Origin of the sequence: Streptomyces sp. TG1A-8 (genome assembly GCF_030499535.1) — a bacterium.
Lineage (GTDB): Bacteria > Actinomycetota > Actinomycetes > Streptomycetales > Streptomycetaceae > Streptomyces.
In genome coordinates, this window is the sequence record NZ_JASTLB010000001.1 from 3,716,259 (window position 1) to 3,741,388 (window position 25,130).

Annotated in this window: 23 protein-coding genes and 1 pseudogene; 10 read left to right on the forward strand and 14 right to left on the reverse strand. The window is 68.8% G+C overall.

Annotated features, from left to right (window positions below):
* Nucleotides 1–15 precede the first annotated feature (15 nt).
* The 3 genes and pseudogenes from QQY24_RS16120 to QQY24_RS16130 form a co-directional block, all read right to left on the reverse strand.
* A pseudogene (locus tag QQY24_RS16120) lies at nucleotides 16–1,327 on the reverse strand (MFS transporter).
* Between the two features lie 124 nt (nucleotides 1,328–1,451).
* Nucleotides 1,452–2,534 carry an inositol-3-phosphate synthase gene (locus QQY24_RS16125; RefSeq protein ID WP_301973383.1) on the reverse strand — a complete coding sequence of 361 codons (1,083 nt, stop codon included), beginning with the start codon at nucleotides 2,532–2,534 and terminating at the stop codon, nucleotides 1,452–1,454.
* Between the two features lie 43 nt (nucleotides 2,535–2,577).
* A complete protein-coding gene (locus tag QQY24_RS16130) occupies nucleotides 2,578–3,261 on the reverse strand; it encodes a PadR family transcriptional regulator (protein ID WP_301973384.1) in 684 nt (227 codons plus the stop codon).
* A gap of 363 nt (nucleotides 3,262–3,624) precedes the next feature.
* Here QQY24_RS16130 and QQY24_RS16135 point away from each other — a divergent pair, with 363 nt between their 5' ends.
* Both QQY24_RS16135 and QQY24_RS16140 read left to right on the forward strand, forming a co-directional pair.
* Nucleotides 3,625–6,315: a transglycosylase domain-containing protein gene (locus QQY24_RS16135; protein ID WP_301973385.1), complete on the forward strand. Its 2,691-nt coding sequence runs from the start codon at nucleotides 3,625–3,627 to the stop codon at nucleotides 6,313–6,315.
* Between the two features lie 129 nt (nucleotides 6,316–6,444).
* Complete coding sequence (locus tag QQY24_RS16140; RefSeq protein ID WP_301973386.1) at nucleotides 6,445–7,953, forward strand: glycosyltransferase family 87 protein; 1,509 nt, start codon at nucleotides 6,445–6,447, stop codon at nucleotides 7,951–7,953.
* A 98-nt stretch (nucleotides 7,954–8,051) separates the two neighbouring features.
* Here the strand turns inward: QQY24_RS16140 and QQY24_RS16145 are convergent, their stop codons facing one another.
* The 3 genes from QQY24_RS16145 to QQY24_RS16155 form a co-directional block, all read right to left on the reverse strand.
* Nucleotides 8,052–9,083, reverse strand: coding sequence for an alanine racemase (locus tag QQY24_RS16145; protein WP_301973387.1), 1,032 nt, complete (start codon nucleotides 9,081–9,083; stop codon nucleotides 8,052–8,054).
* Between the two features lie 84 nt (nucleotides 9,084–9,167).
* On the reverse strand, nucleotides 9,168–10,289 hold the full coding sequence (femX, locus tag QQY24_RS16150) for a peptidoglycan bridge formation glycyltransferase FemX (RefSeq protein WP_301973388.1): 1,122 nt from the start codon (nucleotides 10,287–10,289) through the stop codon (nucleotides 9,168–9,170).
* Between the two features lie 182 nt (nucleotides 10,290–10,471).
* Nucleotides 10,472–10,789, reverse strand: a complete 318-nt coding sequence (locus QQY24_RS16155) for a hypothetical protein (protein ID WP_301973389.1) — start codon at nucleotides 10,787–10,789, stop codon at nucleotides 10,472–10,474.
* Between the two features lie 261 nt (nucleotides 10,790–11,050).
* Here QQY24_RS16155 and rpsF point away from each other — a divergent pair, with 261 nt between their 5' ends.
* The 4 genes from rpsF (at nucleotide 11,051) to rplI (ending at nucleotide 12,745) form a co-directional block, all read left to right on the forward strand.
* Nucleotides 11,051–11,341: a 30S ribosomal protein S6 gene (gene rpsF, locus QQY24_RS16160; protein WP_005482942.1), complete on the forward strand. Its 291-nt coding sequence runs from the start codon at nucleotides 11,051–11,053 to the stop codon at nucleotides 11,339–11,341.
* Between the two features lie 75 nt (nucleotides 11,342–11,416).
* Nucleotides 11,417–12,001 carry a single-stranded DNA-binding protein gene (locus tag QQY24_RS16165; RefSeq protein WP_301973390.1) on the forward strand — a complete coding sequence of 195 codons (585 nt, stop codon included), beginning with the start codon at nucleotides 11,417–11,419 and terminating at the stop codon, nucleotides 11,999–12,001.
* A 42-nt stretch (nucleotides 12,002–12,043) separates the two neighbouring features.
* Nucleotides 12,044–12,280 (forward strand): 30S ribosomal protein S18, encoded by a 237-nt coding sequence (gene rpsR / locus QQY24_RS16170; RefSeq protein ID WP_301973391.1) that lies wholly within the window; start codon nucleotides 12,044–12,046, stop codon nucleotides 12,278–12,280.
* Nucleotides 12,281–12,298: 18 nt separating this feature from the next.
* The gene (gene rplI / locus QQY24_RS16175; RefSeq protein ID WP_301973392.1) at nucleotides 12,299–12,745 is read left to right on the forward strand and encodes a 50S ribosomal protein L9; all 447 of its coding nucleotides are present in this window, start codon (nucleotides 12,299–12,301) and stop codon (nucleotides 12,743–12,745) included.
* Nucleotides 12,746–12,857: 112 nt separating this feature from the next.
* Here rplI and QQY24_RS16180 read toward each other — a convergent pair whose 3' ends face one another.
* On the reverse strand, nucleotides 12,858–14,195 hold the full coding sequence (locus QQY24_RS16180; RefSeq protein WP_301973393.1) for an MATE family efflux transporter: 1,338 nt from the start codon (nucleotides 14,193–14,195) through the stop codon (nucleotides 12,858–12,860).
* A gap of 458 nt (nucleotides 14,196–14,653) precedes the next feature.
* Between QQY24_RS16180 and dnaB the strand changes: the two genes are divergently transcribed.
* Both dnaB and QQY24_RS16190 read left to right on the forward strand, forming a co-directional pair.
* Nucleotides 14,654–16,132 (forward strand): replicative DNA helicase, encoded by a 1,479-nt coding sequence (dnaB, locus tag QQY24_RS16185; protein WP_301973394.1) that lies wholly within the window; start codon nucleotides 14,654–14,656, stop codon nucleotides 16,130–16,132.
* Between the two features lie 390 nt (nucleotides 16,133–16,522).
* Nucleotides 16,523–17,908, forward strand: a complete 1,386-nt coding sequence (locus QQY24_RS16190) for a serine hydrolase (protein WP_301973395.1) — start codon at nucleotides 16,523–16,525, stop codon at nucleotides 17,906–17,908.
* 73 nt (nucleotides 17,909–17,981) lie between these two features.
* Here QQY24_RS16190 and QQY24_RS16195 read toward each other — a convergent pair whose 3' ends face one another.
* Together QQY24_RS16195 and QQY24_RS16200 are read right to left on the reverse strand one after the other, a co-directional pair.
* Nucleotides 17,982–18,434, reverse strand: coding sequence for a GNAT family N-acetyltransferase (locus QQY24_RS16195; protein ID WP_301973396.1), 453 nt, complete (start codon nucleotides 18,432–18,434; stop codon nucleotides 17,982–17,984).
* A 9-nt stretch (nucleotides 18,435–18,443) separates the two neighbouring features.
* A complete protein-coding gene (locus tag QQY24_RS16200; RefSeq protein WP_301973397.1) occupies nucleotides 18,444–18,902 on the reverse strand; it encodes a MarR family winged helix-turn-helix transcriptional regulator in 459 nt (152 codons plus the stop codon).
* Nucleotides 18,903–19,046: 144 nt separating this feature from the next.
* Between QQY24_RS16200 and QQY24_RS16205 the strand changes: the two genes are divergently transcribed.
* Together QQY24_RS16205 and QQY24_RS16210 are read left to right on the forward strand one after the other, a co-directional pair.
* Nucleotides 19,047–20,243: an MFS transporter gene (locus QQY24_RS16205; RefSeq protein ID WP_301973398.1), complete on the forward strand. Its 1,197-nt coding sequence runs from the start codon at nucleotides 19,047–19,049 to the stop codon at nucleotides 20,241–20,243.
* Between the two features lie 50 nt (nucleotides 20,244–20,293).
* Nucleotides 20,294–20,713 (forward strand): heme-binding protein, encoded by a 420-nt coding sequence (locus QQY24_RS16210; RefSeq protein ID WP_301973399.1) that lies wholly within the window; start codon nucleotides 20,294–20,296, stop codon nucleotides 20,711–20,713.
* Between the two features lie 69 nt (nucleotides 20,714–20,782).
* Here the strand turns inward: QQY24_RS16210 and QQY24_RS16215 are convergent, their stop codons facing one another.
* From QQY24_RS16215 to QQY24_RS16235, 5 genes are all read right to left on the reverse strand, one after another.
* Entirely contained in the window at nucleotides 20,783–21,652 is an 870-nt protein-coding gene (locus QQY24_RS16215) for a GNAT family N-acetyltransferase (RefSeq protein WP_301976265.1), read from the reverse strand.
* A gap of 156 nt (nucleotides 21,653–21,808) precedes the next feature.
* Nucleotides 21,809–22,291 carry an NUDIX domain-containing protein gene (locus QQY24_RS16220; RefSeq protein ID WP_301973400.1) on the reverse strand — a complete coding sequence of 161 codons (483 nt, stop codon included), beginning with the start codon at nucleotides 22,289–22,291 and terminating at the stop codon, nucleotides 21,809–21,811.
* An 87-nt stretch (nucleotides 22,292–22,378) separates the two neighbouring features.
* On the reverse strand, nucleotides 22,379–23,284 hold the full coding sequence (locus QQY24_RS16225) for a LysR family transcriptional regulator (protein WP_301973401.1): 906 nt from the start codon (nucleotides 23,282–23,284) through the stop codon (nucleotides 22,379–22,381).
* Between the two features lie 208 nt (nucleotides 23,285–23,492).
* Nucleotides 23,493–24,641, reverse strand: coding sequence for a cystathionine gamma-lyase (locus tag QQY24_RS16230; RefSeq protein WP_301973402.1), 1,149 nt, complete (start codon nucleotides 24,639–24,641; stop codon nucleotides 23,493–23,495).
* Nucleotides 24,638–25,129 (reverse strand): low molecular weight protein-tyrosine-phosphatase, encoded by a 492-nt coding sequence (locus QQY24_RS16235; RefSeq protein ID WP_301973403.1) that lies wholly within the window; start codon nucleotides 25,127–25,129, stop codon nucleotides 24,638–24,640. The genes QQY24_RS16230 and QQY24_RS16235 overlap by 4 nt, the downstream gene beginning before the upstream one ends.
* Nucleotide 25,130: the final 1 nt, after the last annotated feature.

Consider the following 25,130-nt stretch of genomic DNA (forward strand, 5'->3'; position numbering starts at 1 on the left):
CACATCCCGGCCCGGTCAGTCGAGGGGCGATGTTTCACGTGAAACATCGCCCTTTCCCCTGTTCTGCCACCCCTTGAAGCGTGCCGTCGCTGCAGCGACCCCGCCGTAGAGCAGGGCGACGAGCACCACCAGCGGTACCGAGCGGCCGTCCTCCGGAAGTACGAGGGCAGCGGCACCCGCAGCGGCGACGAAGGCCACGTTGAAGAGCACGTCGTACACGGAGAAGACCCGGCCGCGGAAGCCGTCGTCGAACCGACGTCTGGACGACCGTGTCCGTGGCGATCTTCGCTCCCTGGGTGACCAGGCCCAGGACGAAGGCGACGGCCAGCAGAGGAGCGGTGGTGAACGGCAGCCCCAGTGCGGGCACCAGCACTGCGGCCGCGCCGGCGCATGCCGCGATCCAGCGTCCGGGTCCGAGCCGCCCGGCGGCCCAGGGTGTCACCAGGGCTGCGGTGAAGAAGCCCGCACCGGACACTGCCAGCGCCAGCCCCAGTAGTCGGAGTCCGTCGTCGGGCGACGCGGACAGGGCGTACCGACACAGCATGAGCAGTAGGACGAGCAGCGCGCCGTAGCAGAAGCGCATCACGGTCATCGCCGTAAGTGCCCAGGCCGCCTTCCTGCGCCGCCGCGAGGCCAGGTGCCGGACGGCCGCGAGCAGGTCGTGGGCCGTGTCCGCGAGCGCGGTCCGCAGACGCGGCCGTGCCGGTTCCCCGTCGGGACCGAGCAGCGCGGGGGCCATGCGCAGCGAGGCCAGGCTCGCGAACAGATACAGCAGGGCGCCCAGTAGCACTACTGCGGCGTCGGAGCCGGATGCCGCGAGGCGGACGACGAAGGCCAGACCGCCGCCGATGGTCGCGGCGAGTGTCCCGGCCGTCGGTGAGAGGGAGTTCGCCAGAACCAGGCGGTCGCCGTCGACCACACGCGGCAGGGCGGCGGACAGACCTGCGAGGACGAACCGGTTGACGGCCGTGACGCACAGCGCCGAAACGTAGAAAAGCCAGTCCGGGACCCGGCCGATCATCAGCACGGCGGTGGCCGCGGCCAGCAGGGCGCGCAGCAGGTTGCCGTACACGAAGACCTGGCGGCGCCGCCAGCGGTCGAGGAGGACACCCGCGAAGGGGCCCACCAGCGAGTAGGGGAGCAGCAGGACCGCCATCGCCGAGGCGATGGCGGTGGCCGAGGTCTGCTTCTCCGGGGAGAAGACGACGTATGCGGCGAGTGCGACCTGGTAGACGCCGTCGGCGCCCTGGGAGAGGAGACGGACGGACAGCAGGCGCCGGAAGTCCCGCAGACACAACAGGACGCGCAGGTCACGGACGACGGGCATGGGGCACAGCCTCACACATATGCGGAAGGGTCCCCGGTTCGGGAACCCGGGGACCCTCTCAGCCCTGGCAGGAGCGTTCTACCAACCTGCTCGACGCCGCGTCACCGCGTCGAGGGGTGCCGACTCAGTGATCGACTTCGCCGCGGATGAACTTCTCGACGTTCTCACGGGCCTGGTCGTCGAAGTACTGCACCGGCGGGGACTTCATGAAGTACGAGGACGCCGACAGGATCGGTCCGCCGATGCCGCGGTCCTTGGCGATCTTGGCGGCGCGCAGGGCGTCGATGATGACGCCGGCGGAGTTCGGGGAGTCCCAGACCTCGAGCTTGTACTCCAGGTTCAGCGGGACGTCACCGAAGGCGCGGCCCTCGAGGCGGACGTACGCCCACTTGCGGTCGTCCAGCCAGGCGACGTAGTCGGACGGGCCGATGTGGACGTTCTTCTCGCCGAGGTCCCGGTCCGGGATCTGGGAGGTGACGGCCTGCGTCTTGGAGATCTTCTTGGACTCCAGGCGCTCGCGCTCGAGCATGTTCTTGAAGTCCATGTTGCCGCCGACGTTCAGCTGCATGGTGCGGTCCAGGATGACACCGCGGTCCTCGAACAGCTTCGCCATGACGCGGTGCGTGATGGTGGCGCCGACCTGGGACTTGATGTCGTCACCGACGATCGGCACGCCGGCCTCGGTGAACTTGTCGGCCCACTCCTTGGTGCCCGCGATGAACACGGGAAGGGCGTTGACGAAGGCGACCTTGGCGTCGATGGCGCACTGGGCGTAGAACTTCGCCGCGTCCTCGGAACCGACGGGCAGGTAGCAGACCAGGACGTCGACCTGCTTGTCCTTCAGGATCTGGACGATGTCGACCGGCTCGGCATCGGACTCCTCGATGGTGGCGCGGTAGTACTTGCCGAGGCCGTCGAGGGTGTGGCCGCGCTGGACGGTGACCCCGGTGCGGGGCACGTCGCAGATCTTGATGGTGTTGTTCTCGGAGGCGCCGATCGCGTCCGCGAGGTCGAGTCCGACCTTCTTGGCGTCCACGTCGAAGGCGGCGACGAACTCGACGTCACGCACGTGGTAGTCACCGAACTGCACGTGCATCAGGCCGGGGACCTTCGACGCCGGGTCGGCGTCCTTGTAGTACTCGACTCCCTGCACCAGCGACGCGGCGCAGTTGCCCACGCCGACGACGGCTACGCGAACCGAACCCATTCCGGTTGCTCCCTGTGTGTACGAGTGAGGCCCCGACTGGGTCTCACGTGGCGGTGTCGCCGGGCGTATCCGTGCCGGAGATGTCTCCGGCACGGGGCAGGCCGCCCGTCGATCCAGATGTGGTGTCCTGCTGAGCGGACCCCCCGGATGCGGAACCCCTCAGGTCCCGCCCGGCCCGCTCGCTCTCGATGAGCTCGTTCAGCCAGCGCACTTCGCGCTCCACGGATTCCATTCCGTGGCGCTGGAGCTCAAGCGTGTAGTCGTCGAGGCGCTCCCTGGTGCGCGTCAGGGAGGCGCGCATCTTCTCCAGGCGCTCCTCCAGGCGACTGCGCCGGCCCTCCAGCACGCGCATGCGCACATCGCGCGACGTCTGCCCGAAGAAGGCGAAACGTGCGGCGAAGTGCTCGTCCTCGTACGCGTCGGGGCCGGTCTGGGAGAGCAGCTCCTCGAAGTGTTCCTTACCTTCCGCCGTCAACCGGTAGACGATCTTCGCGCGGCGTCCGGCGAGGGGAGCGGCCAGTGCGTCCTCGTGGGTACTTCCCGGTTCCTCGATCAACCAGCCGTTGGCGAGCAGCGTCTTGAGGCAGGGGTACAGGGTTCCGTAACTGAAGGCCCGGAACACACCCAGGGACGTGTTGAGCCGTTTGCGCAGCTCGTAGCCGTGCATCGGGGACTCGCGCAGCAGGCCGAGTACGGCGAACTCAAGGATGCCGGAACGCCGGCTCATGATCGCCCCCCTTCGGTCCACCGCGTCTTTATCTCGTGCTGATGTATCGACTCGATACATCCAGACGATAGAACGGCCTTCCGTACGGGACAAGGGGGGAGGTGGTGAACGGGATCACATCACTGATTCGTAGGAGGCAAGTTGCCTGTTTTGGGGTGAACTTCGGGGCTCGGCGGGTTTTGGCGGTGCGTAGTCTGTGCGGCATGCACACCACCGGGAACCACGTGCCACGCGGGGACGTCCTCGTTCGTGGCGCGGTACGGGTGAATGCGGGACCGACCGCATCCGTACTTCGGGGGGACCGGAAACCAGCCGCCGTTTCCAGGCGCGCACGGGTGCGCCTGCCCGAGGAGTAACCGTTCGATGAGCGAGCACCGTCGCAAACCGCCGCAGCCGCAGGAGGGCGGACGTGCCGCGGCCCGACGCGGCCAGTCCGGTCCGCCCCCCGGCCGCCGTGCGGCACCGCGAGGCGCCACCGGGTCCTCCGCCGACTCCTACGGGTCGGCGTCCCCCGGACCGGACTCCTACGGCCCGGGAGGTGAAGAGCGTCCCTACGGCGGCCGCGCCGAGGCCCGCCGCGCGGCACAGCGGGGCGGCGGCCGGCGCAAGGCGGCCGACCCGGCGCGGCGCGGCGGCCCGAACGGCTCCGGACGGGGCAGGGGTCGACCGGGTCCTCCCGCGAAGAAGCGGATCATCGACTACCCGCGTGCGGACAAGTACGGCTGGCAGCGCTGGATGCCGTCGTGGAAGCTCGTGGCCGGCGTGTTCATCGGTTTCCTCGGGGGGCTGGTGGCGGTGGCGGGCATCGGCTACGCGATGGTGAGCGTGCCCGACGTGGCCAAGACCGCGCAGGCCCAGAACAACGTCTTCTACTGGTCCGACGGGTCGGTGATGGTTGCCACCGGTGGGGAGATAAACCGCCAGATCATCAATTACGCGGACATTCCCAAGGAGATGCGGTTCGCCGTCATCTCCCAGGAGAACAAGACCTTCGAGACCGACAGCGGCATCGATCCGAAGGGCATCGCGCGCGCCGTCCTCAACATGGCCCGGGGCGGCCAGACGCAGGGCGGCTCGACGATCACCCAGCAGTACGTCAAGAACGCCATGCTGGACGACCAGTCGCAGACCATCTCCCGCAAGTTCAAGGAGATCTTCGTCGCGATCAAGGTCGGCGCCCAGGTCCCCAAGAACAAGATCATGGCCGGCTACCTGAACTCGGCGTACTTCGGCCGCGGCGCCTACGGTCTGCAGGCCGCCTCGCGCGCCTACTTCAACAAGGACGCCAAGGACCTCAACCCGGGCGAGTGCGCCTTCCTCTCGGCCATGCTGAAGGGCGCCACGTACTACGACCCGGCGGGTGCGACCTCGCTCGACCCGGCCGCCACCTCCCAGGGCAACCAGAGGCGCGCCCTGGCACAGATGCAGGACACCCTCGACAAGATGGTCGAGTACGGCCACCTGAGCGCTGCGGAGCGGGCGAAGTACACCACCCTGCCCAAGTGGCAGAACCCGAGGTCGAACAGCCGGCTGAGCGGCCAGATCGGCTACCTGGTCGACCTCGCCAAGTCCTACCTGGTCAACAACAGCGACAAGACCGGGATCACCGCCGACAAGCTGCAGCACGGCGGCTACCGGATCCGCACCACCTTCGACAAGAAGAAGGTCGGTGAACTAGAGACCGCGGTCAAGAACGTCGAGAAGGCGAACATCAAGCCCAAGCAGCGGCCGAAGACCGACACGTACGTGCAGTTCGGCGGTGCTTCCGTGGACCCCTCGTCGGGCGCCATCAGGGCCATCTACGGCGGTGAGGACGCGACCAAGCACTTCACCGACAACGCCGACTCCACCGGTGCACAGGTGGGATCGACGTTCAAGCCGTTCGTGCTGGCGGCGGCAATGAAGTGGGGTGTGCGCAATCCGGACGGCCCGCCGTCCCAGGCGCAGGACGAGCGCACCATCGCCTCACCGAAGAGCCTGTACAGCGGCCAGAACAAGCTCAAGATCAAGGAGTACAACGGGTCGGTCTGGACGGACAAGAACGGCAAGGAGTGGCTGCAGACCAACGACGGCAACGAGTCCGTCGGCACCCCGCCCGACTACGACATCGACCTGCGCGAGGCCATGCGCCTGTCGGTGAACTCCGCGTACGTCCAGCTCGGCATGGACGTGGGGCTGGACAAGGTCAAGGAGACGGCGCTGGACGCGGGACTCCTGGAGGGCAGCCTGGCGAGCGCCAGCTACCCGTCGTTCTCGATCGGCACCTCCGACCCCAGCGCCATCCGTATGGCCGGCGCGTACGGCACCTTCGCTGCCAGCGGCGAGCAGAACGACCCGTACTCGGTCGAGTCGGTCGAGGACAAGGACGGCCAGGTCTACAAGCACAAGGCGCAGAGCGGTACGGCCTTCAGCGCAGCGGTCGCGGACAACGTCACCGACGTCCTGAAGACGGTGGTCGAGAAGGGCACGGGCACCAACGCCCAGCTTCCCGGCCGTGAGGTGGCGGGCAAGACCGGTACCACCGACGGCAACAAGTCGGCCTGGTTCGTGGGCTACACCCCCCAGCTGTCCACCGCGATCAGCATGTTCCGGCTGGACGACAACGCGAACAACAAGAATCGGAAATTCCTGGAAATGTACGGGACGGGTGGCCAGGAGAAGATCCACGGCGCCTCGTTCCCGGCTCAGATCTGGCACGACTACATGGCTCAGGCCCTGAAGAACGAGCCGGCCGTGAAGTTCCCGACTCCAGAACCCATCGGTAGGGTCATCAACGCCGCGCCGAGCCCCCCGCCCGTTCCGTCGGTCACGCCCAGCGAGAGGCCGAGCGAATCGCCGAGCCCGACGCCGAGCAGGACATCCGCTTCCCCGTCGCCGTCGGTCAGTGAGTCCTGCCAGCTCGGGAGGGTCGACAACTGCAACGACGTCGGAGGGACGGACACGGGCGGCACGGGCGGAGGGATGACGCCCACGCCGACAACTTCGGAGTCGACGGAACCGGGCAACACCCGGGGCAATGGCAACGGGGGCTTCTTCGGAGGCCAGAACGGCTGATTCGCCGGTCTGACCGGTTGGTGGTCATTTCGGCCACCAAGCGTGTTTCACGTGAAACATGGGCCGCCGCACCCGCGAGGTGCGGCGGCCCTCAGCGTGTTCCCAGGCGGGTACGGCAGGATGTGGCCCATGCCCAGTGCACAGACGACGCCCGCGGGCGCGCACAAACCGGAGCCGGTGCGGCCGACCCGGGAGGACGAGGTCGCCGCGTCCGCGAGTGAGCTGATCGGCGGTCCCCTCGGGCGGTATGCCCTGGCCGGAACACCGTGGTGGACCCCCGTGCGGATCATCACGCTCGTGGCGATCGGCATGTTCGCCCTCGGTCTCGTGCAGAAGGCGCCCTGTTACCACAGCGCCTGGTTCTTCGGCGCCAGCTCGCAGTACACGCACACCTGCTACTCGGACATCCCGCACCTGTACCAGGGGCGCGGTTTCTCCGACGGGCTGGTGCCGTACTTCGACAAGCTCTCGGGTGACATGGACTACCTCGAGTACCCGGTGCTGACCGGGATGTTCATGGAGGTGGCCAGCTGGCTGACCCCGCACAGCGGCACCATCCAGCACCAGGAGCAGTGGTACTGGTTCGTCAATGCCGGGATGCTGATGGTGTGCGCGGCCGTCATCGCCGTCTGTGTGTCCCGCACCCACCGACGGCGTCCGTGGGACGGCCTGCTGGTGGCCCTGGCGCCCGCCTTCGCCCTCACCGCCACCATCAACTGGGACCTGCTGGCCGTGGCCCTCACGGCCGCCGCGATGCTGATGTGGTCACGGGGCCGGCCCCTCGCGTTCGGGATTCTCCTGGGGCTTGCCACGGCCGCCAAGCTCTATCCCGTCCTCCTGCTCGGCCCGCTGCTCGTGTTGTGCTGGCGGGCCGGGAGGTGGCGGGAGTTCTTCCAGGCCGCCGTCGGCGCGGTGGCCTCCTGGCTCGTGGTGAACCTGCCGGTGATGCTGTTCGCCTTCCAGGGCTGGTCCAAGTTCTATGCGTTCAGCCACGACCGGGGCGTCGACTTCGGCTCCTTCTGGCTGATCTGGGCGCAGAACTCCAGCGACCCGCCCACCACCGATCTCGTGAACACCTCGGCCACCGTCCTGGTGGTGCTGTGCTTCCTCGTCGTCGCGGCGCTGACCTTGACGGCCCCGCGCCGGCCGCGCTTCGCCCAGCTCGCCTTCCTGATGGTCGCCGCCTTCATCCTCACCAACAAGGTCTACTCCCCGCAGTACGTCCTGTGGCTGGTTCCTCTAGCAGTCCTGGCCCGGCCCAAGTGGCGTGACTTCCTGATCTGGCAGGCCTGCGAGGTGGTGTACTTCCTGGGTATCTGGATGTACCTCGCCTACACGACGAGCGGCGACGCCCACAAGGGCCTGCCCACACAGGGGTACCACTGGGCGATCGCGGTGCACCTGCTGGGCACGCTGTACCTGTGCGCCCTCGTCGTGCGGGACGTCCTCGTGCCCGATCGGGACGTGGTGCGCCGGTCGGGTGACGACGACCCCTCCGGCGGGGTGCTCGACGGTGCCGAGGACGTCTTCGTGCTCGGCCCGGCGGCCCGCTCCCCGCAGCAGGCCGTCATTGCCGACGCGCCCTCGGTGGACCGGGGCCGGCAGGAAGCGGCGCCCCGCCGGGATGGTTCGCTCTGAGCGAACGCGGCTTCGGCCGTTCGTGAAGATGGCGGAGAAGCCGGAAAGGCCGTACGCGGAATGCCCGCGTACGGCCTTTCGGCTGTCGTGCTCCCCGCTCAGCGGTCCATGAGCCGGTTGAACTGCGTCGTGGTGTGCCGCAGGTGTGCCACCAACTCGTCACCGACCTTCGGCTCGGGGGCGTCCGAGGGGACGAACAGGATCGACACCTGCATGTGCGGCGGCTCGGCGAACCAGCGCTGCTTGCCGCCCCAGACGAACGGCGAGAGGTTGCGGTTCACCGTGGCGAGGCCGGCCCGTGCGACGCCCTTGGCGCGCGGCATGACGCCGTGCAGGGCTTTCGGTGCCTCCAGGCCCACCCCGTGCGACGTACCGCCCGCCACGACCACCAGGAAGCCGTCCGAGGCCGCCTTCTGCTGGCGGTAACCGAAGCGGTCGCCCTTCGCCACACGCGTCACGTCCAGGACGGCGCCGCGGTACTCGGTGGCCTCGTGGTCGCCCAGCCACAGTCGCGTGCCGATGCGGGCGCGGAACCGGGTCTGCGGGAACTGCTGCTGGAGCCGGGCGAGCTCGTCGGCCTTGAGGTGGCTGACGAACATGGTGTGCAGCGGCAGCCGGGCCGCGCGCAGCCGGTCCATCCAGCCGATGACCTCCTCGACCGCGTCCGAGCCGTCGGTGCGGTCCAGCGGCAGGTGGATGGCGAAGCCCTCCAGCCGGACGTTCTCTATGGCCTGGTGCAACTGCGGCAGGTCCTGCTCGCTGATGCCGTGCCGCTTCATCGAGGACATGACCTCGATGACCACGCGGGCGCCCACCAGGCCGTAGACGCCGTCGATCGACGACACCGAGCGGATCACCCGGTCCGGCAGCGGCACGGGTTCCTCGCCGCGCCGGTACGGCGTCAGCACCAGCAGGTCACCGCCGAAGAAGTCCTTGATGCGCGCGGCCTCGTACGTGGTGCCGACGGCGAGGACGTCCGCGCCCAGCCGCGTGGCCTCCTCCGCCAGCCGTTCGTGTCCGAAGCCGTAACCGTTGCCCTTGCAGACCGGGACGAGTCCCGGGAACTGCTCCTGCACGTGCTTGTGGTGCGCCCGCCAGCGCGCGGTGTCGACGTAGAGCGTGAGCGCCATGGCCGGACCAGGGACCTTTCTCGTTGCTGCGGAGTGTCGGAGGGGTGGGAGCCGCGAAGGCTGTGGTGATCGAACGCCTGGTGCTCAACGTCGCGACATGTAGATGTCGAGTGCCTTGTGGAGCAGCTTGTTGAGTGGGAAGTCCCATTCGCCCAGGTATTCGGCGGCCTGTCCGCCGGTGCCGACCTTGAACTGGATCAAGCCGAACAGGTGGTCGCTCTCATCCAGCGAATCGGAGATGCCACGCAGGTCGTAGACGGTGGCACCGAGTGCGTAGGCGTCGCGGAGCATGCGCCACTGCATCGCGTTCGAGGGCCGCACCTCGCGGCCGATGTTGTCGGAGGCGCCGTAGGAGTACCAGACGTGGCCGCCGACGATCAGCATCGTCGCGGCGGACAGGTTCACACCGTTGTGGCGGGCGAAGTACAGCCGCATGCGGTTGGGGTCCTCGGTGTTGAGGGCCGTCCACATGCGCTCGAAGTACGACAGCGGGCGGGGCCGGAAGTGGTCGCGCACGGCCGTGATCTCGTACAACCGCTGCCATTCGGGCAGGTCCTGGTAGCCGCCCTGGACGACCTCGACGCCGGCCTTCTCGGCCTTCTTGATGTTGCGGCGCCACAGCTGGTTGAAGTTCTTGTGGACCTCTTCCAGGGAGCGGTTGGCCAGCGGCACCTGGAAGACGTAGCGGGGCTGGACGTCACCGAACCCGGCGCCGCCGTCCTCGCCCTGCTGCCAGCCCATGCGGCGCAGCTTGTCGGCCACCTCGAAGGCGCGCGGCTCGATGAAGTCGGCCTCCATGTCGCGCAGCCGCTTCACGTCGGGGCTCTGGATGCCCTTCTTGATCGTCTCCGCGTTCCAGCGGCGGATGACCACCGGCGGGCCCATCTTCACGGAGAAGGCCCCCTGTTGCTTGAGGTGGGCCAGCATCGGCTGGATCCAGTCGTCCAGGTTCGGCGCGAACCAGTTGATGACCGGGCCCTCGGGGAGATAGGCGAGGTAACGCTTGATCTTGGGCAGCTGGCGGTAGAGGACCAGACCCGCGCCGACCATCTCGCCGGTGCGCTCGTCGAACCAGCCGAGGTTCTCCGAACGCCACTCCGCCTTCACATCGGCCCAGGCCGGAACCTGCATGTGGCTCGCCGCCGGCAGGCTCTGGATGTAGGCCAGATGTTGCTCGCGGCTGATGGTCCTCAGGGTCAGGCTCATGTCGGGGCGCTCCTCGGGCTGGTGTGTCCCCATGGGTACAGGGGCTCCGGCTCTCGCGCGAAGCCTACTGCGCCGTGCGGACGCCCCGATTGGGCGCACGGCACCTCCGCCCCGGCCGAGGGGGCCGCCGGGACCTTCCGCCGGCCGGACGCAGGCGCCGGAGAGCCTGCGGGCCGGTGGGCTCAGCTGCCGATGACGCCGCCGAACAGGCCGCCGTGCGCCATGCCGATGAGGAAGCCGACCCCCGAGGCACCGAGGCCCAGGATGAGGCCGAAGCGCTGGCGCGTGGTCACCGAGACCCACTGTCCGTACACACCCACCAGGAGCCCCAGCAGGCCCGTCCAGGACGTGAGCAGGTGGAGGCCGTGGAAGAACGACGTGATGAAGGACGTCACTCCGAGGACCAGCGTCACCGCCGTCAAGGCGTCCTGGAGTGGATGGGGCCTGCCGTCCGTGGCCAGAAGGGATCCGGCGGGACTGGGTCGCACTGCCTGTGCCATGGGGCACCTCCTGCGGAAGGCGGCGCATCGTAGCGCCGTACACACCCGACGTGTACAGATTGACGGTCCCCACGGCCGGATTTCAACCGGAAGCCGGTGTGCGGGTAGTCTGTACGGTCTGCACCGGTGTCTGCCCATGCCGTGCGGGGTCTCCGGCGGAGTCCCCGGCTGTCAGTGGCGGCCGATACCGTTGCCTACGCATCACAACCCTCCTGCCACGGAACGACCGTGGCCGCTGAGTCCAAAGGAGGTGGGTTCCACATGCGTCACTACGAGGTGATGGTCATCCTCGACCCCGATCTGGAGGAGCGCGCCGTCGCCCCCCTGATCGAGAACTTCCTCTCCGTCGTCCGTGAGGGCAACGGCAAGGTGGAGAAGGTCGACACCTGGGGCCGTCGTCGTCTCTCGTACGAGATCAAGAAGAAGCCCGAGGGCATCTACTCGGTCATCGACCTGCAGGCCGAGCCTGCGGTCGTCAAGGAGCTCGACCGCCAGATGAACCTGAACGAGTCGGTCCTCCGGACCAAGGTCCTCCGTCCCGAGACCCACTGAGCCCTTCCGCTCAGCTGATCTCGGGATTCGAGTAGCAGCAAGCAGCCAGCAGCAAACCCGCCGAGAGGTTCCCCCATGGCAGGCGAGACCGTCATCACGGTCGTCGGCAATCTTGTCGACGACCCCGAGCTGCGCTTCACCCCGTCCGGTGCGGCGGTCGCGAAGTTCCGCGTCGCGTCCACTCCCCGCACCTTCGACCGCCAGACGAACGAGTGGAAGGACGGCGAGAGCCTGTTCCTGACCTGCTCGGTCTGGCGTCAGGCGGCGGAGAACGTCGCCGAGTCGCTCCAGCGAGGCATGCGCGTCATCGTGCAGGGCCGGCTGAAGCAGCGGTCCTACGAGGACCGTGAGGGCGTCAAGCGCACGGTCTACGAGCTGGACGTCGAGGAAGTCGGCGCCAGCCTGCGCAACGCCACGGCCAAGGTCACCAAGACCGCCGGTGGCGCTCGCGGTGGCCAGGGTGGTTACGGCGGCGGTGGCGGCCAGGGCGGCGGCGGCTGGGGCGGAGGCTCCGGCGGCGGCCAGCAGGGCGGCGGCGCTCCGGCCGACGACCCGTGGGCGACCGGCGCCCCCGCCGGTGGCAACCAGGGTGGCGGCGGCTGGGGCGGAGGCTCCGGCGGTGCTGCCGGCGGCGGCTACTCGGACGAGCCCCCCTTCTAAGGGCTCGCACCCCACACTTCTTGATCACACAGGAGAAAAATCATGGCGAAGCCGCCTATGCGCAAGCCGAAGAAGAAGGTCTGCGCTTTCTGCAAGGACAAGGTCACGTACGTGGACTACAAGGACACGAACATGCTGCGGAAGTTCATTTCCGACCGCGGTAAGATCCGTGCCCGCCGCGTGACCGGCAACTGCACGCAGCACCAGCGTGACGTCGCCACGGCCGTCAAGAACAGCCGTGAGATGGCGCTGCTGCCCTACACGTCCACCGCGCGATAAGGGAAGGGTGACCAACTCATGAAGATCATCCTTACCCACGAGGTTTCCGGCCTCGGCGCCGCGGGCGACGTCGTCGACGTCAAGGACGGCTACGCTCGCAACTACCTCATCCCGCGGAAGTTCGCCATCCGCTGGACCAAGGGTGGCGAGAAGGACGTCGAGCAGATCCGTCGCGCCCGCAAGATCCACGAAATCCAGACCATCGAGCAGGCCAACTCCGTGAAGGCCCAGCTCGAGGGCGTCAAGGTGCGTCTGGCCGTCCGCTCCGGCGACGCCGGGCGTCTCTTCGGTTCCGTCACCCCGGCCGACATCGCTTCGGCGATCAAGGCTTCCGGTGGCCCCGAGGTGGACAAGCGTCGCATCGAGCTGTCCGCTCCGATCAAGACCCTGGGCGCCCACGAGACGTCCGTGCGTCTGCACCCCGAGGTTGCCGCCAAGGTCAACATCGAGGTCGTCGCGGCCTGACCGCTGCGGACCGTAATGTTCGCTTGAGCCGGTGAAAGGGGTCGCGCCCTGATGGGTGCGGCCCCTTTCGCATGTCCGGAGAGCCGGCTCTCCTGTGTTTCACGTGAAACGGTCAGCGCGTGGCTCCGGTCACGATCCAGTGGCCCGACCGGGCACGCAGCCAGAGCGTCAGCATCCTGACCGTCATCATCAGCGTCATGGCTGCCCAGACCGCGGTGAGGCCCCCGCCCAGGACGGTAACGAACAGGGCCGCCGGGGCGAACACCGCCAGTGTGACCACCATGGCCCAGGCGAGGTAGGGCCCGTCACCGGCCCCCATGAGGACACCGTCCAGGACGAAGACGACCCCGCAGATGGGTTGGGAGAGCGCCACCATCAGCAGCGCGGACACCGCCGTGTCCTTCACCCCGGAGTCGGTGGTGAACAGCGGGAGGAACAGAGGCCGTGCGACCACCACGAGCAGGCCGAGTACGACACCGGTGGCGATGCCCCACTGGACCATGCGACGGCAGGCCTCGCGGGCGCCCTGGGCATCGTTCGCGCCGAGGTGGCGGCCGATGATGGCCTGTCCGGCGATCGCGATGGCGTCGAGGGCGAAGGCCAAGAGGCTCCACAGCGACAGGATGATCTGGTGGGCGGCGATGTCGGCGTCTCCGAGGTGTGCCGCCACGGCGGTGGCGATCATGAGGATCGCCCGGAGCGACAGCGTGCGGACGAGCAGCGGAACGCCGGCCTGTGCCGAGGCGCGGATGCCCGCAGCGTCAGGACGCAGGGAGGCTCCGTGCCGGCGTGCCCCGCGCAGGACCACGTGCAGGTAGACGGCTGCCATGGCGCACTGGGCGATCACGGTGCCCCAGGCGGAACCGGCGATGCCCAGCCCGGCGCCGTAGACGAGTCCCGCGTTCAGTGCGGCGTTCGCCACGAAGCCGGCGACGGCGACGTAGAGAGGGGTCTTGGTGTCCTGCAGCCCGCGCAGCACACCGGTGGCGGCGAGGACGATCAGCATGGCCGGGATGCCGAAGGCCGAGATGCGCAGATAGGTCGTCGCGTAGGGAGCCGCGGTCGTCGAGGCGCCGAGGAGGTGCACGATGCCATGAGCCAGGGGGAGGACGAGGGCGATGACCGCGCTACCGAGGATCAGCGCCAGCCAGATGCCGTCCATGCCCTGACGGATGGCCGCCTTGAGATCGCCTGCACCGACTCGCCGGGCGACCGCGGCCGTGGTCGCGTAGGCGAGGAAGACGAAGACGCTCACGGCGGTCGTGAGGAGAGCGGAGGCCACCCCCAGGCCGGCGAGCTGGACGGTTCCGAGGTGGCCGACGATCGCGCTGTCGGCCATGACGAAGAGCGGCTCGGCGACGAGTGCCCCGAAGGCGGGGACGGCCAGTGCAACGATCTCCCGGTCGCGCTGTCGGCGGCCGGTCTGGGGCGTCGCGGGAGCCTGTGTCATGAACACCAATCTAGTCGTCCACAGGTAAGTGATGCAAAAGCATACTGACCATTACATGCCCGCCCGGCCCGCATATGTGCGCGCACCATCTGAAACGATCTTGATTTGAGCGGCGAAATTTTTCTTCTGCACAACTGGCGGACGCCGAAACCGCAGGTCAGCGCGTTCCGTAGGAAAAGATCGAGGGCTTGTTCACAGGGCTGTCCACCGAGCCGTGCACAGGTTTCGACGAGTTCTCCACAGCATCCGGGCGGTCGTCCACATGGCCTGTGGACAACCGGATTGGCTGAAGGTGTCGAGGGGCCTAACGTGGTCCGGCGCCCGCTCCTTCCCCAGGCCTGGGAAACGTCACAAATCCGACGCGCCAGAACGGAGCCGGGCCTCTCGTTTTGTCAGTGCCGTGCCGTACAAAAGAGGGCACGGCGAGGTCCGCCATGCGGACGGGAGGAGGTGGCTCGGTGAGCATTTCCGAGCCCTTGGACGATCCGTGGGCGGACAGTGGGCCCGGCGATCGTCTGCTGACCTCCCGCCGGCGGAGCGAGGGCGGCCGGGGCCGTGACGAGCAGCACGACCGGGGCCGGGAGAGCGGTGCCTGGGACGGCGGCGGCTCCTCCTTCGAGCGGGTGCCGCCCCAGGACCTGGACGCCGAGCAGTCCGTACTGGGCGGCATGCTGTTGTCCAAGGACGCCATCGCCGACGTCGTGGAGATCCTCAAGGGCCACGACTTCTACAAGCCCGCGCACGAGACCATCTACCAGGCGATCCTCGACGTCTATGCCAAGGGCGAGCCGGCCGACCCCATCACCATCGCCGCGGAGCTCACCAAGCGCGGCGAGATCAACAAGGTCGGCGGCGCCGCCTATCTGCACAGCCTCGTGCAGACCGTGCCCACGGCGGCGAACGCCGAGTACTACGCGGAGATCGTCCACGAGCGGGCCGTCCTGCGCCGCCTGGTCGAGGCCGGCACCCGGATCACGCAGATGGGATATGCGGCCGACGGTGATGTGGACGAAATCGTCAACAGTGCCCAGGCCGAGATCTACGCCGTCACCGAGCAGCGCACCAGCGAGGACTACCTGCCCCTCGGCGACATCATGGAGGGCGCCCTCGACGAGATCGAGGCGATCGGCTCCCGCAGCGGTGAGATGACCGGTGTGCCCACCGGCTTCACCGACTTCGACTCGCTGACCAACGGTCTGCATCCGGGCCAGATGATCGTCATCGCGGCCCGTCCCGCCATGGGCAAGTCGACGCTCGCGCTGGACTTCGCGCGGGCCGCCTCGATCAAGCACAACCTCCCCAGCGTCATCTTCTCGCTGGAGATGGGCCGCAACGAGATCGCGATGCGCCTGCTGTCGGCGGAGGCCCGGGTCGCCCTGCACCACATGAGGTCCGGCACCATGACCGACGACGACTGGACCCGGCTGGCTCGCCGCATGCCGGACGTCTCGGCCGCTCCGCTCTACATCGACGACTCACCGAACCTGTCGATGATGGAGATCCGCGCCAAGTGCCGGCGCCTCAAACAGCGCAACGACCTCAAGCTGGTCGTCATCGACTACCTCCAACTGATGCAGTCCGGCGGCTCCAAGCGCGCCGAGAGCCGCCAGCAGGAAGTCTCGGACATGTCCCGCAACCTCAAGCTCCTCGCCAAGGAACTGGAAGTCCCGGTCATCGCGCTGTCCCAGCTCAACCGTGGCCCCGAGCAGCGCACCGACAAGAAGCCGATGGTGTCCGACCTGCGCGAGTCCGGCTCCATCGAGCAGGACGCCGACATGGTCATCCTGCTGCACCGTGAGGACGCGTACGAGAAGGAGTCACCGCGCGCGGGCGAGGCCGACCTGATCGTCGCCAAGCACCGAAACGGCCCCACGGCGACGATCACCGTCGCCTTCCAGGGCCACTACTCGCGTTTCGTGGACATGGCGCAGACCTGAGAACCGGGCTGCACGGCCCCGGAACGGATCGACAGCCCGCCGCCACTGCTCGCCGCAGGTGAGGCCGGTCACGTCATCCCCCGCCATGACGTCACGGAGAAACCCACCTCGGGGGCGCCGATCCCGTCGAGCCGGCGCAGGGCATCGTCGTCGAGGATGACGTCGGCCGGGCTTGGGTTCGCGGCCGCACATCCGCGACCGGCGGAAGGTCACGATCCACGAGGCCCACGGCTTCTCGGACCGTTCGACGAGCACACCAGCCACAGCACCGGGGAACGGCCACCGAAACCCGGTGACGCTGCGACCACGCTTCGAGGCGGAACCGTCCGACACCACTTCGTCCGGGGAAATGGACTCGACGCGCGCCGGGCCGGCGTATGGACTGGCCTCATGACCACATCTCAGGAAGAGCTGCTCCCGGGGACCCGGCGGGCACTGTTGCACCGGATCGCTGTCGCGCAGGCCGAAGGGCGGGCGCCGTCCCTGGTCGCAGCGGTCGTCCGCGACGGGCGGGCCGTGTGGCACGGCACGCGGTCCTCGGTGGACGGACACGAACCGGACGAGAACGTGCAGTACAGGATCGGCTCGATCACCAAGACGTTCACTGCGGTTCTGGTGCTCCGGCTGCGCGACGAAGGAGTGCTCGACCTCAACGATCCCCTGGAGAAGCACCTGCCGGGCACCGGTGTCGGCGGGGCGACCATCGTGGAACTCCTCGCCCACACCGCGGGATTGGCGGCCGAGTCACCCGCGCCCTGGTGGGAGCGCACCCCGGGATCGCTGCGCCCCGAGCTGAGTGACGTCCTGGGCGAGCAGCCCCTCCTGCACACCCCAGGCCGGCGCCACCACTACTCCAATCCCGGTTACACGTTGCTCGGTGCACTGGTGGAGGCGGTACGCGGTGCTCCCTGGGAGGACGTACTGCGGGGCGAGGTGCTCGAGCCGCTCGGTCTGCACCGCACGAGCATCCATCCGCGGGCACCGCACGCCGGTGGATGGGCGGTACACCCGTGGGCCGATGCGCTGCTGCCCGAACCGCTGGAGGACCTTGGCCGGATGGCTCCGGCCGGTCAGTTGTGGTCCACCACGGGGGACCTCGCCCGGTTCGCCGTCTTCCTGTCCGAGGGGGACGACAGGGTTCTGAGCGCCGAGTCGGTGCGGGAGATGCGGACGCCCGGGGCTCCGGCCGAGACCGCGGACGTGGCGGACGGGTCCACGTACGGTCTCGGTCTGCAGGTCCAGTACCGCAGCGGCAGGATTCTCGTCGGGCACTCCGGATCGCTGCCCGGTTTCCTCGCGAACCTCACCCTCAGCGTCGAGGACGATGTGGCGGCGGTGGTGCTGGCCAACTGCACCAGTGGCCCGCTGCTCGGTGCGGTGGGCGCCGATCTCATCCGTATCGTCGCCGAGGCCGAACCGCGCATCCCTGAACCATGGCGACCGCTGCGAGACGTCGATCCGATGGTCCTGGCCTTGGCCGGCCCCTGGTACTGGGGGACGCACGCCTTCGTCCTGCGCATGTCGGCCGACGGGCTGCTCGCACTGGGTCCGCTTGCCGGCGGTGGCCGCCGGGCTCGCTTCCGCGCCAACGGAGACGGAACCTGGACGGGTCTGGAGGGGTACTACGCCGGAGAACTGCTGCGTCCCGTACGCCGCTCAGACGGATCCGTGAGCCATCTCGACCTCGGTTCCTTCGTGTTCACCCGTCAGCCGTACGACACGGAGGCCCCCGTGCCCGGCGGAGTGGACCCCGAGGGGTGGCGGGGTATCGATTAGTCCTCCAGCAGCGCGGGGGACGACGGAGCGGTCTGTTCCACGTGGAACAGACCGCTCCGTCCCCTGCGGGCCATCAGAGCCTCAGCTTGAAGCCCTCGTGGGAGGCCGTGAAGCCGAGCCGCTCGTAGAAGCGGTGGGCGTCGACGCGCGACTTGTCGGACGTCAGCTGCACCAGCCGGCAGCCCAGCTCCCGGGACGTGTCGATCGCCCACTCGATGAGCCGGCCGCCCAGGCCGCCGCCGCGCTCGTCCGCGTGGATTCGCACGGCCTCGATGACCGCTCGGGTCGCCCCCCGGTGGGAGAGCCCCGGGATGACCGTGAGCTGCAGCGTGCCGATCACCCGGTCCTCGCGTACGGCGACGACGAGATGCTGGTGCGGGTCCGCCTCCAAGCGATCGAGGGCCGCCAAGTAGGGAGCCAGGTCGTCGGGCGACTCGCGTTGAGCACCCAACGGATCGTCGGCGAGCATGGCGACGATCGCCGGAAGGTCGTCTGCGGTGGCACGCCGTATCCCAAGATCTCCCATGGCCGCAGCCTATGCGGGCACGTGCAGGGACTCCACCGCGTGCACCAGGGGAGCCAAGTCGGGATTGCCGGCCGCCGCGTCCAGGGCCTCGCGCAGGGCCGCGTCATTGGTGGGTCGTGCTTCTTCCAGGAGCCGCAGGCCTGCCTCGGTGACATTGGTGTAGATGCCGCGGCGGTCGGTGGGACACAGGTAGCGCTCCAGCAGACCGCGGTCCTCCAGGCGGGTCACCAGGCGGGTGGTGGCGCTCTGGCTGAGGACGACCGCGTCGGCGACCTGCTTCATCTGCAGGTGGCCGCCTTCCCCGTCGTGCTGCCGGCTGAGTACGTCGAGCAGCGAGTACTCACGCACGCTCAAATCGTGCTTCGCCTGCAGGGCGCGCTCGATGTGCGCCTCGATCCTCCCGTGCAGCAGGGAGAGGGCGCACCAGCTCTGGGCTAGGGCGGTGAGCGCGGGATCCGTCGCTGTCATGGGCGTTCCTCCTCCGTCCCGGAGCGGGTGACTCAAGGATAGAGCACGCACGCAATATCTAGCGGTTGCACTTATCCCGCGTATGCAATTATTGTGAACGCACCCAAAGGGCTCCTGCAATCGTCTGGGAAGGTGTTACTCCTCATGCCTCTCGCGCTTCTGGCTCTCGCGATCGGGGCCTTCGGAATCGGCACGACCGAGTTCGTGATCATGGGCCTGCTGCCCGAGGTCGCGGACAACTTCGGGGTCTCCATCCCCACCGCGGGCCTGCTCGTGACCGGATACGCCCTCGGCGTGGTGATCGGTGCCCCGCTGATGACCGTGCTCGGCACCAAGGTCTCGCGCAAGCGGATGCTGATGCTGCTGATGGGCCTGTTCATCGCCGGAAACCTGCTCTCCGCCGTGGCCCCTGCCTTCGCGATCATGTTGATAGGACGGGTGATCGCCTCCCTCGCCCACGGCGCCTTCTTCGGCATCGGCTCGGTCGTCGCGGCCGAGCTGGTGGCTCCCGACAAGAAGGCCGGCGCCATCGCCATGATGTTCACCGGGCTGACCGTCGCCAACGTCGTGGGCGTCCCGCTGGGCACGCTCATCGGACAGGACGTCGGCTGGCGCGTCACCTTCGGCATCGTCGCCGGACTCGGGGTCGTCGGTCTCGCGGGTATCGCCAAGCTGGTGCCCGACCTTCCCAAGCCGGAGGGCGTACACCTGCGTCACGAACTGGCCGCCTTCAAGAACGCCCAGGTTCTGCTCGCCATGGCGATGACCGTCCTCGGCTTCGGCGGTGTCTTCGCCGCCATCACCTACATCGCGCCGATGATGACCCACATCGCCGGCTTCGCCGACGGTTCGGTCACCTGGCTGCTCGTCCTGTTCGGCCTCGGGATGGTGGGCGGCAACCTCATCGGCGGCAAATTCGCCGACCGCGCCCTGATGCCGATGCTGTATGTCTCCCTGGGCGCCCTGGCCGTCGTCCTCGCGCTCTTCACGCTCACCGCGCACAACAGGATCGCAGCCGCCGTGACCATCGTCCTGATCGGCGCTCTCGGTTTCGCGACCGTCCCGCCCCTGCAGAAGCGCGTCCTGGACCAGGCGCACGGCGCCCCCACACTCGCGTCCGCCGTGAACATCGGAGCCTTCAACCTGGGCAACGCCCTTTCCGCCTGGCTCGGCGGCATGGTGATCGCAGCCGGCTTCGGCTACACCGCCCCCAACTGGGTCGGCGCTGCCCTCGCCGCGGCCGCCCTGATCCTCGCCGTCCTCTCGGCCTCCTTGGAGCGCCGTGGGGACGGGCCCGGAGCCGCGGCCCCCTTCGGGCAGCAGACCCCGGTCCACCACTGAGCCGTCCCTACAGCACCCGTCACCCCGGTAACACCCAAGGAGAACCCGCCATGAGCGTCACCCCTGCCGCCCCCCTCACCATCGAGGACGCCGAGCGGCTCGTCGCCACGGCCCGCCGTACGGCCGAGGACGCGGGAGTCACCGTCAGCATCACCGTTCTGGACGCAGGCGGTCACCTCCTCGCCTTCCGCAGGGACGACCGCGCCGTCCTGATCTCGGGCGAGACCAGCACCCGCAAGGCCTACACGGCGCTGCAGCTGGACACGGCCACCGCCGACCTCGTGGAGGCCGTTCAGCCCGGTGGGCTCTTCCACACGCTGCCCACGGCCCTCGACAAGCCCCTGCTGTTCATTGCGGGCGGTCTCCCGGTCCACCGGGGCGGACGCCTGATCGGCGCGATCGGCGTCGGCGGTGGCATGCCGGAGCAGGACCACGGCTTCGCCACCGCGGCCGTGCAGGCGCTCGTCTGACCGCATCGGGGCCGGCCACGAAGCCGGCCCCCGCCGGGAAGCGGGGGCCGGCGTTCGCCGTGCGGGCGCTCAGCCCGAGGCCACCGTCAACGGCGCGAAGCGTCGCGTCCAGTCTTCCGGCAGGTCGGTGATGCCGCAGCTCATCACGGTGTTGACGGCGACGGATGTCAGGCCTCGGGCCTTCGCCCACGTCAGCAGCTCCGCGTGACGTACGTCGATGTCGGTGCGCAACGGGCGATCCGTACGGGAGGCGAGCGAGGCGATGAGGGCTTTGGCCGTCTCCAGGTCACGGGCGATCAGAGGGCCCACGACATGGGTATCCATGTTGGGCCAGGCAGCGGTGTAACCGATGAGCCGGTCACCGTCCTCGGCCACGCGCAACAGATCGGCGAAGGCGGGCAGCCGGGTGACGAGGGGAGTGCGGTCGGCGCCGAAGACCTCTTCGTCCAGGCGGAGGATCGAGGGCAGGTCCTCCGCGGTGGCGGCCCGTGTGGTCACCCGGAGTTCCGGCCCGCCCGGAGTGAAGCGCCCGCGCAGCATCCCCGCCCGACCCGTGACCTTGAAGCCCAGCTCCTCGTAGAGCGGCCGTCCCTGGGGGGTGGCATACAGAGTCAGCGGTGTGGTGCCCATGATCGATACGACATGGCGCATCAGGCGGCGTCCGATGCCCCGGCGGGCATGACGAGCGGCCACCAGGACCATGCCGACGGCAGCGAGATCCAGCCGCTCCCAGGAGCCGTACTCCGTGACGACACACGCGGCGACGAGCCCGCCGTCGGGGTCATCGATGCCGTATCCCTTGCCGGCTGCCAGAAGAAAGCCCCACTTGTGCTCCTCGCGTGGCCACCCCCGGTCTTCGGACAGGTCGGCGCAGGCTGTGAGATCGCGCAGCGTGAGACGGCGGACGGGCGGAGCAGCGGGGGAGGGGTCGGCACGCAGGTCAGGCTGTCCGACCAGTGCCCGGTCGCCCACCTGTCTCGATCGGTACGCAGATGCTTTTGGTCAAGCTGTGGCCAGGTACGCGCAACGTGGCCACGGCGACCGTGGATGTTTCACGTGAAACGTCGCACCGGTGGGCCCTAGCGCGCTGGGTGCCTAACCGAGGTCGGGGGCGTGCATGGCGCGGACGCCCTCGATGTTGCCGTCCAGGTAGTGCCGAAGGGACAGCGGCACCAGGTGGACGGAGGCGATGCCGACCCGGGTGAACGGGATTCGAACGATTTCGTAGTCGCCGATCGGCTCGTCCACCTCGGGGCCATGGCGCAGTGACGGGTCCATGGACTCCAGTCGGCAGACGAAGAAGTGCTGCACTTTCACGCCGGACGTGCCGCCGTCCTCACCGATGTGCTCCACGGTGTCCACGAAACAGGGCACCACATCGGTGATCTTGGCACCGAGTTCCTCGTCCACCTCGCGGTGCAGGGCATCGACGACGGTCGTGTCGCCGGGTTCGACCCCGCCACCGGGGGTGACCCAGTAGGGATCGATGCCCGGCTTGGTGCGCTTGATCAGAATCAGGTCGTTACCGTCCAGGAGAACGGCACGGGCGGTGCGCTTGACCACGGCTCGGACGGTCATGGGAGAAATGTGGCCCGGCTGGTTCCACGTGAAACATCGCAAAAGTGTCATCACGTGAGTGCAGCGAGTGAAGACCAGGTCGGGGACCTAGTCCCAGCCGACGGCTGCTCCCTGGAGGTACTCGTGCGCCCGCGCTATGTGCGGCAGGGCGAGCGTGCCGGTGCGTGCTACGAGGAAGTAGGTGCGCAGCGGGGGTACCGGGGGGTTGTGCAGCGTCATGATCTCGCCACGTTCGAGCCCGGGGACGCACAGGTAACGGGGCAGCACGGCCAGCCCGGCACCGGCGACCGCACAAGCGAGGACTGCCCGCAGGTCGGGGACGATGACCGTGCCCGAAGCGGTGGGACGGGCGTCGAACACGGAGGCCCAGTAGCGGGAGACGAAGGGCAGCGACTCGTGGACCTCTATGAGGGGAAGGCGCTCCAGTGCGGGCGCCCCCTTGAGGTGCAGGGTCCCCGTATCGATCCGCTCGGCCCAGCGCGGGGCGGCGATCAGTACGTGCTCCTCGTCGCAGAGCGGGTTGGCGGTCAGCAGCGTGCCGCGCGGCCGGGCCGTGCTGATGGCCAGGTCGTGGCGTCCGGCGGCCAGGCCTTCCAGCACTTCTTCGGCGGTGCCGAAGGAGACGCGCAGCGCAAGGCCCTGCCCGTCCTCGCCGGTCAGCCCGGTGAGGACGGGCAGGGCCCGTTCGGCGGTGAACTCCGGTGGACCGGCGAGATGCAGTGTCCGCGACGAGAACTCGTCGTCCAGACCGCCCTCGGCTATCTCCACCAGTGCGTCGAGGTACGGCGCGGCCTTGTGGGCGAGTTCGTCGCCGATGGTCGTGGGGATCACCCCGCGAGCCTGCCGCAGGAACAGTGGGCGGCCGAGCTGGCGCTCCAGGGTGCGGATCTGGGAGGTGACGGTCGGCTGGGACAGGCCCAGCAGGGTGGCGGCGCGGGTGAAGGAACCGGCCCGGTGCACGGTGACGAAGGTGCGCAGCAGGGCCAGATCCATGGCACGCCCCCTTCTCCGTCGTCCTCCGGCCCCGGACAGGCATCAACCATAAATAAGTCGATAGGCCCCTGTCGCTAGCGTGATTGGACTCTGACAAAGAGTCAACTAGCCTTGTTGTCGCGGCTCTTGCTCCGGCGAACCGCAGGCGGTCCGAGCCACGAGGGGGAGGCTCGGACCGTCCCGGGCCGGCCGGGCGGGTGTCAACCGGTCACCGGGCCGATTCGTCGAGTGCGCGCAGCACGTCCGCCACCAGGTCCTCGGGGTCCTCCGCGCCGACGGACATGCGGATGAAGCCCTCCGGGACCGCGTCGCCGCCCCAGCGCCCACGGCGTTCGGCCGTGGAGCGCACTCCGCCGAAGCTCGTCGCGTCCTCCACCAGGCGCAGCGCCTGGAGGAAACGCTCGGCCCGCGCGCGCGTGGGCAGGGTGAAGGAGATGACGCAGCCGTAGCGGCGCATCTGCTGCGAGGCGATCTTGTGCGCGGGGTCACCGGGCAGTCCCGGGTAGCGCAGTCCGGAGACTTCGGGCCGTTGCCGCAGTGCCTCGGCAACCGCGAGGGCGGTGGCGTTCTGCCGGTCGATGCGCAGCTGCAGCGTCGCGATGGAGCGGTGGGCGAGCCACGCCTCCATGGGACCGGAGATCGCCCCGACGATCTTGCGCCAGCGGCGTACGGCCGTCATGGTCTCCCCGGCGCGGCCGGTGACGTAGCCCAGCAGGACATCGCCGTGCCCGGTCAGCTGCTTGGTGCCGCTGGCCACGGAGAAGTCGGCGCCCAGCTCCAGCGGCCGCTGCCCCAGCGGGGTGGCGAGGGTGTTGTCGACGGCCACCAGCGCACCGTGCGCGTGGGCTGCCTCCACCAGTCGGCGGATGTCGCACACGTCGAGCCCGGGGTTCGACGGCGACTCGATCCACAGCAGCCGCGCACCGTCGAGGACCTCCAGCTGGCCGTCGTCCCCGGTGGGCGCGGTGCGCACCTCGATGCCGTACGCCTCCAGCTGGGAGCGGACCAACGGCAGCACCTGGTAACCGTCGGAGGGCAGCACGACCGCGTCACCGGCACGCAGCTGGGAGAAGATCACGGAGGAGATCGCGGCCATGCCGGAGGCGAACACCAGCGTCTCCACATCGTCCCGCCCCGGCGCCTCCAGCTCGCCGATGGCGCGCTCCAGCAGGGTCCAGGTCGGGTTGTCGTCACGGCCGTAGGAGTACGGTCCCGCCACCTCGCCGGGCAGGTGGAAGTGGGCGGCGAAGACGGGCCCGGGCAGGGTCGGCTCGTGCTTGACCGGCTCGGGCAGTCCTGCCCTCACCGCGCGCGTGCCGTCGCCGGTGTGGTCCGCGTCCTTGGTGGCGTCGCTCATGCGGCCCGTCCCTCCAGTCGTTCCCGTATGGCGGCGAGCAGACCGCTGCTCGCCGCCTCCACCTTCTCAAGGCACTCCTCAAAGCCGTCACGGCCCCCGTAGTACGGGTCCGGCACGTCGAGGTCGTCGCCGGCCGCGGGGTCGTGGGCGCGCAGCAGAAGCACCTTGCGCGCGTCCTCCTCGGTGGGCGCGAGACGGCGCAGGGTCCTGAGGTGGCCGGTGTCGAGGGCGATCACGAGGTCGAGACGGCCGAACCAGGACGGCTGGAACCGGCGTGCGACGTGCTCGCTGTCGTAGCCGTGCTCCTCGAGGACCGAGACGGTGCGCGGATCGGCGCCCTCACCCTCGTGCCAGCCGTCGGTTCCCGCACTGTCGACCTCGACCAGGCCGTTCAGACCGGCCTCCGCGACGCGGGCGCGGAAGACGGATTCGGCCATCGGGGAACGGCAGATGTTGCCGGTGCACACGAAGCAGACGCGGTAGGTCATG

Excerpts from the sequence above, each read along its gene's own strand:
- QQY24_RS16220 (WP_301973400.1), bottom strand. The coding sequence starts at position 22,291 with ATGACCGTCCGAGCCGTGGTCAAGCGCACCGCCCGTGCCGTTCTCCTG.
- QQY24_RS16155 (WP_301973389.1), bottom strand. The coding sequence starts at position 10,789 with ATGGCACAGGCAGTGCGACCCAGTCCCGCCGGATCCCTTCTGGCCACG.
- QQY24_RS16145 (WP_301973387.1), bottom strand. The coding sequence starts at position 9,083 with ATGGCGCTCACGCTCTACGTCGACACCGCGCGCTGGCGGGCGCACCAC.
- QQY24_RS16125 (WP_301973383.1), bottom strand. The coding sequence starts at position 2,534 with ATGGGTTCGGTTCGCGTAGCCGTCGTCGGCGTGGGCAACTGCGCCGCG.
- QQY24_RS16235 (WP_301973403.1), bottom strand. The coding sequence starts at position 25,129 with ATGACCTACCGCGTCTGCTTCGTGTGCACCGGCAACATCTGCCGTTCC.
- QQY24_RS16210 (WP_301973399.1), top strand. The coding sequence starts at position 20,294 with ATGAGCGTCACCCCTGCCGCCCCCCTCACCATCGAGGACGCCGAGCGG.
- QQY24_RS16205 (WP_301973398.1), top strand. The coding sequence starts at position 19,047 with ATGCCTCTCGCGCTTCTGGCTCTCGCGATCGGGGCCTTCGGAATCGGC.
- QQY24_RS16230 (WP_301973402.1), bottom strand. The coding sequence starts at position 24,641 with ATGAGCGACGCCACCAAGGACGCGGACCACACCGGCGACGGCACGCGC.
- QQY24_RS16200 (WP_301973397.1), bottom strand. The coding sequence starts at position 18,902 with ATGACAGCGACGGATCCCGCGCTCACCGCCCTAGCCCAGAGCTGGTGC.
- rpsR (WP_301973391.1), top strand. The coding sequence starts at position 12,044 with ATGGCGAAGCCGCCTATGCGCAAGCCGAAGAAGAAGGTCTGCGCTTTC.
- QQY24_RS16165 (WP_301973390.1), top strand. The coding sequence starts at position 11,417 with ATGGCAGGCGAGACCGTCATCACGGTCGTCGGCAATCTTGTCGACGAC.
- QQY24_RS16180 (WP_301973393.1), bottom strand. The coding sequence starts at position 14,195 with ATGACACAGGCTCCCGCGACGCCCCAGACCGGCCGCCGACAGCGCGAC.
- femX (WP_301973388.1), bottom strand. The coding sequence starts at position 10,289 with ATGAGCCTGACCCTGAGGACCATCAGCCGCGAGCAACATCTGGCCTAC.
- rpsF (WP_005482942.1), top strand. The coding sequence starts at position 11,051 with ATGCGTCACTACGAGGTGATGGTCATCCTCGACCCCGATCTGGAGGAG.
- QQY24_RS16140 (WP_301973386.1), top strand. The coding sequence starts at position 6,445 with ATGCCCAGTGCACAGACGACGCCCGCGGGCGCGCACAAACCGGAGCCG.
- QQY24_RS16130 (WP_301973384.1), bottom strand. The coding sequence starts at position 3,261 with ATGAGCCGGCGTTCCGGCATCCTTGAGTTCGCCGTACTCGGCCTGCTG.
- rplI (WP_301973392.1), top strand. The coding sequence starts at position 12,299 with ATGAAGATCATCCTTACCCACGAGGTTTCCGGCCTCGGCGCCGCGGGC.
- QQY24_RS16135 (WP_301973385.1), top strand. The coding sequence starts at position 3,625 with ATGAGCGAGCACCGTCGCAAACCGCCGCAGCCGCAGGAGGGCGGACGT.
- QQY24_RS16195 (WP_301973396.1), bottom strand. The coding sequence starts at position 18,434 with ATGGGAGATCTTGGGATACGGCGTGCCACCGCAGACGACCTTCCGGCG.
- QQY24_RS16225 (WP_301973401.1), bottom strand. The coding sequence starts at position 23,284 with ATGGATCTGGCCCTGCTGCGCACCTTCGTCACCGTGCACCGGGCCGGT.
- QQY24_RS16190 (WP_301973395.1), top strand. The coding sequence starts at position 16,523 with ATGACCACATCTCAGGAAGAGCTGCTCCCGGGGACCCGGCGGGCACTG.